The 6,000-nt window shown below is 39.2% G+C and carries 7 protein-coding genes; 5 read left to right on the top strand and 2 right to left on the bottom strand.

The window, feature by feature from the left end; all coding sequences use genetic code 11:
* Positions 1-961: cell envelope integrity protein TolA (gene tolA, locus HX005_RS13540; RefSeq protein ID WP_286377747.1), on the top strand; the 961-nt coding region annotated here is incomplete at its 5' end.
* 113 nt (positions 962-1,074) lie between these two features.
* On the opposite strand, the gene HX005_RS13535 is transcribed toward tolA, so the two are convergent.
* Complete coding sequence (locus HX005_RS13535; protein WP_107007770.1) at positions 1,075-1,620, bottom strand: hypothetical protein; 546 nt, start codon at positions 1,618-1,620, stop codon at positions 1,075-1,077.
* A 118-nt stretch (positions 1,621-1,738) separates the two neighbouring features.
* Between HX005_RS13535 and HX005_RS13530 the strand changes: the two genes are divergently transcribed.
* From HX005_RS13530 to purB, 4 genes are read left to right on the top strand one after another with little or no spacing between them, the layout of a single operon-like run.
* Positions 1,739-2,224, top strand: coding sequence for an NUDIX hydrolase (locus HX005_RS13530; RefSeq protein WP_107007771.1), 486 nt, complete (start codon positions 1,739-1,741; stop codon positions 2,222-2,224).
* Between the two features lie 4 nt (positions 2,225-2,228).
* Entirely contained in the window at positions 2,229-3,365 is a 1,137-nt protein-coding gene (mnmA, locus tag HX005_RS13525) for a tRNA 2-thiouridine(34) synthase MnmA (RefSeq protein ID WP_286377746.1), read from the top strand.
* A gap of 32 nt (positions 3,366-3,397) precedes the next feature.
* Complete coding sequence (hflD, locus tag HX005_RS13520; RefSeq protein ID WP_286377745.1) at positions 3,398-4,129, top strand: high frequency lysogenization protein HflD; 732 nt, start codon at positions 3,398-3,400, stop codon at positions 4,127-4,129.
* Between the two features lie 60 nt (positions 4,130-4,189).
* Positions 4,190-5,578 carry an adenylosuccinate lyase gene (gene purB / locus HX005_RS13515; RefSeq protein WP_286377744.1) on the top strand — a complete coding sequence of 463 codons (1,389 nt, stop codon included), beginning with the start codon at positions 4,190-4,192 and terminating at the stop codon, positions 5,576-5,578.
* Between the two features lie 69 nt (positions 5,579-5,647).
* On the opposite strand, the gene HX005_RS13510 is transcribed toward purB, so the two are convergent.
* Entirely contained in the window at positions 5,648-5,890 is a 243-nt protein-coding gene (locus HX005_RS13510; RefSeq protein WP_286377743.1) for a hypothetical protein, read from the bottom strand.
* Positions 5,891-6,000 lie beyond the last annotated feature (110 nt).

Raw genomic sequence — 6,000 nt, 5'->3', positions numbered from 1 at the left:
AGCTAAAGCCGATGCTGCTGCAAAAGCGAAGCAAGAAGCGAACGAAAAAGCACGTCAAGCTAAAGCCGATGCTGCTGCAAAAGCGAAGCAAGAAGCGAACGAAAAAGCACGTCAAGCTAAAGCCGATGCTGCTGAAAAAGCTAGACAAGAGGCAAACGAAAAAGCACGCCAAGCCAAAGCCGATGCTGCTGAAAAAGCTAGACAAGAGGCAAACGAAAAAGCGCGCCAAGCTAAAGCCGATGCTGCTGCAAAAGCGAAGCAAGAAGCAAACGAAAAAGCGCGCCAAGCTAAAGCCGATGCTGCTGAAAAAGCTAGACAAGAAGCAAACGAAAAAGCGCGTCAGGCTAAAGCCGATGCTGCTGTAAAAGCGAAGCAAGAAGCAAACGAAAAAGCACGTCAAGCTAAAGCCGATGCTGCCGCAAAAGCGAAGCAAGAAGCGAACGAAAAAGCGCGCCAAGCTAAAGCCGATGCTGCCGCAAAAGCGAAGCAAGAAGCGAACGAAAAAGCGCGTCAAGCCAAAGCTGATGCTGCTGAAAAAGCGAAGCAAGAAGCGAATGAAAAGGCGAAAGCTGATGCTGATGCAAAACGTAAAGCTGATGCTGAGGCAAAAGAACAAGCAGCCGCTGAAGCCAAAGCCTCTGCTGCTCAAAAAGCCAAAGAAGAAGCCACGACTAAACGAGCTGAAGCGAAGAAAATTGCATCTTCTGCAAAACGTGATTTTGAAAATAAAGTTCGTAGTGCATGGCGTATGCCAAGCGGCTCTTCAGGGCAAAAAGCTTCTGCTCGCGTAACGCTTACGGAAACTGGTGGCGTCGCATCTGTTGTTGTAAATGCGTCTGATCCTGATGTAAAAGCAAGTGTAGAACAAGCTGTACGTTCTGCCGCACCATTTCCAATGCCATCAGATCCAGATGCACGACGTGAAGCACGTAGTTTTACTGCAAGCTTTACCGTGAAATAATCCTAAAAATCAAACCCTGTTTCGGCAGGGTTTAATTTTATAAATATCAGATATATTTAAAAAAAATAAAGCATCTACTTTTTATTATTCTTTAAATAACGATCCTTTTTAACTTAGCCAATATAATCAAAATATCCTATAAACTTATTATGTTCTAATGCAGTTTCAAAGAAAAATTGAATCGACTTTAATAGCAAAATAAAGTCTTGAAATGAATCATGATCACTATAAGGCGGATCTTCTAAATTCCATTCAAGTTGTGCAAATTTTTCAATTTCTTCAAGTTGTTCATCTAGAGGATCATCCCAAAATTCATGTGCCCATTCCTCAAAAATTTTAGGTTGAGTTTTTGTATAATCAAATAATGTCTTAATATGATTCACAACATCTTTTTGTTGTTGGCGATCAAATGTCACCAAGCGACTCATTAACACGTCATTACTTAAATCTAGATCTTGCACATTATTTTCTTTAAAAAATTGTAAAGCTGTTAAATCAGGAAAAGAACCCACAATATCTCGCAGTATGATTCCAAAAATATCAGAACGTGAAGAAAAAGATAAATTTTTAGGAGCTTCCTCATCCTCAGAATTAAACCAAGCCACAGAAATTGGTCTTTTTTCCTGTGTGAAAAATACATAATCTCTATGCTGTGACATGATTAATATCTCATTTTTTATTATGAATAAGGTGTAATTTATCTCATCCTTACTATTGTGCATAGCCACCGCTCTCTAAATTTTGTAGAATAGTGCTTTATTTCCTTCGGTTTCGGTTATGACCTCTTGGACACCTCATGTAACAGTGGCAACTGTTGTTGAAAAAGATGGAAAATTCCTTTTTGTAGAAGAACATACAGAAGGTGTAACACATACTGTATTTAACCAGCCTGCGGGGCATGTTGAATGTGATGAATCCATTATTCAAGCCGCAATTCGTGAAACGATGGAAGAAACAGGTCATGCTGTCGAAGTCGATTCATTATTAGGAATTTACACGTATACCCCTCCAATGTTTCCAGATCGTACCTATTACAGATTCTGTTTTCTTGCTCATGTACTCGAATATTTTCCTGAAGCTGAGCTTGATACAGGCATCATTGGTCCAAAATGGATGACCTTAGAAGAACTCCTTGATACAGCACGTGCGCGTAGCCCATTGGTGATTAAAGCTGTACAAGATGCGCTTTCTGGGCAAAAATACCCACTTTCGCTCATCTATGAGCACCAAAACTCTCCTTTAATTTCAAATTTGGATGCTTAGTCCTATGCAACAACGTGTCATCGTCGGTATGTCAGGTGGTGTAGATTCTTCTGTTTCTGCTGCACTTCTTCTTCAACAAGGATATCAAGTTGAAGGGCTTTTCATGAAAAACTGGGAAGAAGATGATGGCACAGAATACTGTACAGCAATGGAAGATCTTGCTGATGCGCAAGCAGTCTGTGACAAAATCGGCATCAAACTGCATACGGCTAACTTTGCAATGGAATATTGGGATCGTGTCTTTGAACATTTCCTTGCAGAATATGCCGCTGGTCGTACACCAAACCCAGATATTTTATGTAATAAAGAAATTAAATTTCGTGCATTTTTAGATCATGCTGTGAACTTAGGTGCAGACTTTATTGCAACTGGACATTATTGTCGTCGTGGTGAAACTGCAACCAATTCACGTGGTGAAGAATATGCGCCTCTTCTGCGTGGTGTAGATAACAATAAAGACCAGACTTATTTCCTACATGCTGTACATGGACGTGAAATTAATAAAACCTTATTCCCTGTCGGTGAAATTGAAAAACCTGAGGTGCGTAGGATTGCCGAAGAACTTGGTTTAATCACTGCCAAAAAGAAAGACTCAACAGGGATCTGTTTTATTGGTGAACGTCGTTTTAATGACTTCTTAAAACAATATTTACCTGCTCAACCTGGAAAAATTGTTTTAGATACAGGAAAAGTGGTTGGTGAACATCACGGCTTAATGTACTATACGCTCGGTCAGCGCGGTGGGATTGGTTTAGGTGGTCTCAAAGGCGCAGAAGAAGGTGCTTGGTTTGTCTTATATAAAGACATTGAAGGCAACCGTCTTGTTGTGGGTCAAGGTCATGAACATCCACTCATGCAAAGCACAACTTTATGGTCAGAAATGATTGATTGGGTTGCAGGTGAACAAGATATTCCTGAAAAAGGTTTTAAATGTACCGCAAAAACTCGTTATCGTCAGCCTGATCAAGCATGTACTCTTTATAAAGATGCTAGCATGCCAAATGGTGTACGTGTCGAATTTGATGAACCACAAAGAGCAGTTACTCCTGGTCAAAGCGTCGTGTTCTATGTAGATGAAATTTGTTTAGGTGGTGGTGTCATTCATCATACCAATGCACCAAAACCTGATTTTATTGATTAAAATTCTTTAACTTATTTGAAAGGAATTTAGGCATGGTTGAGTTGCCCTTTCAACAGCCTCAAACTTTGAATCAACGCCAAAATAAAGCTTTGGCGTTAGCAGCTGTGTTTCAAGCAACACAACTCACGCATATGACTGCAATTTCTGGTCGTCAAAGTATTGGTGAAAGTGGTAATTTTTATTTTGAACAACTCATTAAAGCCAGCCTAAATATCCGTCCTTCTGAAAATCAATCCTCTCAGACCTTAGATTTTTTTCATCAATTATCTGATATTTCTTTGGGATTAAAAACATTAGAAAGTAGCATTACCCAACCCTTTACTCCCACACCTAAATCTAAAATTCCTAAACTTTCTAGTGCAAAACTTCCTATGTCTTATGCGATGTCACTTTTAGCACTAGAAAAAAAAGTATATAGCAATCCAAAGTTTGTTGAAATCATTGAAAATGCTCAACAAAAAATTTTGAAACAACTCTCCTTTTTTGATCAAGACTATGCTCATCCAAGTATTGTGGCTAATTTGGCGCAAACTTATGTTGATACTGCGGGGCAAATCAATCCGCGCATTTTAGTCCGTGGTAATGCCGAAGCTTTTAAAGATCCTGCACATACTAATCGTATTCGTGCATGTCTTTTTACAGGTTTGCAAATGGCACATCTATGGCGTCAACTTGGGGGTAGCTCTTGGAACATGATTTTTAGCAAACGTAAATTGCTACGAGATATTCAAGACCTTGCTCGACTTCAGTTTCAGATTGTTTAACTGAAAAATATGTCGAACTTTTCCGCTTTTCGTTTTAATTCCAAAGTCTAAGGAATCTCTATGAACGCTTTAACTGCACTTTCACCATTAGATGGACGCTATGCCAGCAAATGTGATGCTCTTCGTCCTTACCTCTCTGAGTTTGGTTTAATCCATGCTCGTGTGACCGTTGAAGTGCGTTGGTTACAAGCGCTTGCAAACCGCCCTGAAATCACTGAAGTTCCTGCTTTTTCTGCTGCAACCAATGCTGCATTAGATGCGATTGTTGCTGACTTTTCTGAACAAGATGCTAACCGCATTAAAGAAATTGAACGCACAACCAATCATGATGTAAAAGCAGTTGAATATTTCTTAAAAGAAAAAATTGCAGGTATTGAAGAGCTTAAAAATGCAGGTGAATTCATCCACTTTGCATGTACTTCAGAAGACATTAACAACCTTTCTCATGCTTTAATGTTGAAAAATGGTCGTGAAGTTCTTGTAGATTCTATGCAACAAATCGTAGACGCTATCGTTGCTTTGGCTGAAACACATGCTGAACAACCGATGTTATCTCGTACACACGGTCAAACAGCAAGCCCAACAACTTTGGGTAAAGAAATGGCAAACGTGGCGTATCGTTTAGCGCGCCAAATCAAACAATTCAAACAAGTTGAATTATTAGGTAAAATCAATGGTGCTGTAGGTAACTACAATGCGCACTACTCTGCTTATCCTGAAATCAACTGGCCTGCGCATTCACAAGCATTTGTTGAATCATTAGGTTTAACATTCAACCCATATACAACACAAATCGAACCGCATGATTATATCGCAGAAATGTTTGATGCATTACGTCGCTTCAACACTGTGTTAATCGACTTTAACCGTGACGTTTGGGGTTATATCTCTTTAGGTTTCTTCAAGCAACGTTTAAAAGAAGGCGAAGTGGGTTCATCAACGATGCCACACAAAGTTAACCCTATTGACTTTGAAAACTCTGAAGGTAACTTGGGTATTGCCAATGCTGTCTTAGCTCACCTTGGTGAAAAATTACCTATCTCTCGCTGGCAGCGTGACTTAACTGACTCAACTGTTCTTCGTAACATGGGTGTTGGTTTGGCACAAAGCTTGATCGCTTTTGAAGCTTGCTTAAAAGGTATTGGTAAACTTGAGTTAAATGCAGCACGTATTCTTGAAGATTTAGACCATGCTCAAGAAGTTTTAGCTGAGCCAATTCAAACAGTTATGCGTCGTTATAACGTTGAAAAACCATACGAAAAATTAAAAGCACTTACTCGTGGTCAAGCCATGACACGTGACATGATGGTTGATTTTGTCAATGGTAATGAGCTTGAAGCTGTTCCTGCTGCGGATCGCGCACGTTTGGCTGAAATGACACCTGCAACTTATACAGGTAACGCTGCTGACCAAGCAAAACAAATCAAAGATCTTATTTCTAAAATCTAATCGATTCAGAAAACTAAAAAGCGAAGTCTAGACTTCGCTTTTTTTGTAGACCGCATTTTATTCAATAAATTATGGTAATGGGCAATAACGCATCCAATCTGCTCGCATTTTTTCAAACTCATCACCCGTGAGAATATCACTATAATAAATAAAATAAGTCGCATCTGGATATTGGATTTTATGTCGATAGAGCATGCCACGTAAAGACACTAAAAGCTCTTCAGGAAAATCCTCATCGAGTTGATCAAGTGCTTCAAAATCATAGTTAAAATAACAATTTTGCGATGCAATAAATGCTTCGATGATTGCCATACTCAAAACCCAAAAATTTAAATGTATATTTTAGCGGATTTACATTAAAAATCCGACTTAAACGCTATAAAGCAGGTCAAAAGTAGCAGTATTTCCTACTTTCGACCTAT

The organism is Acinetobacter sp. R933-2, assembly GCF_030325485.1.
In the GTDB taxonomy this organism is placed as follows: Bacteria; Pseudomonadota; Gammaproteobacteria; order Pseudomonadales; family Moraxellaceae; genus Acinetobacter; species Acinetobacter sichuanensis.
Note: the sequence above shows the minus strand (reverse complement) of the source record. Positions and strands in the feature narration are given on the sequence as shown.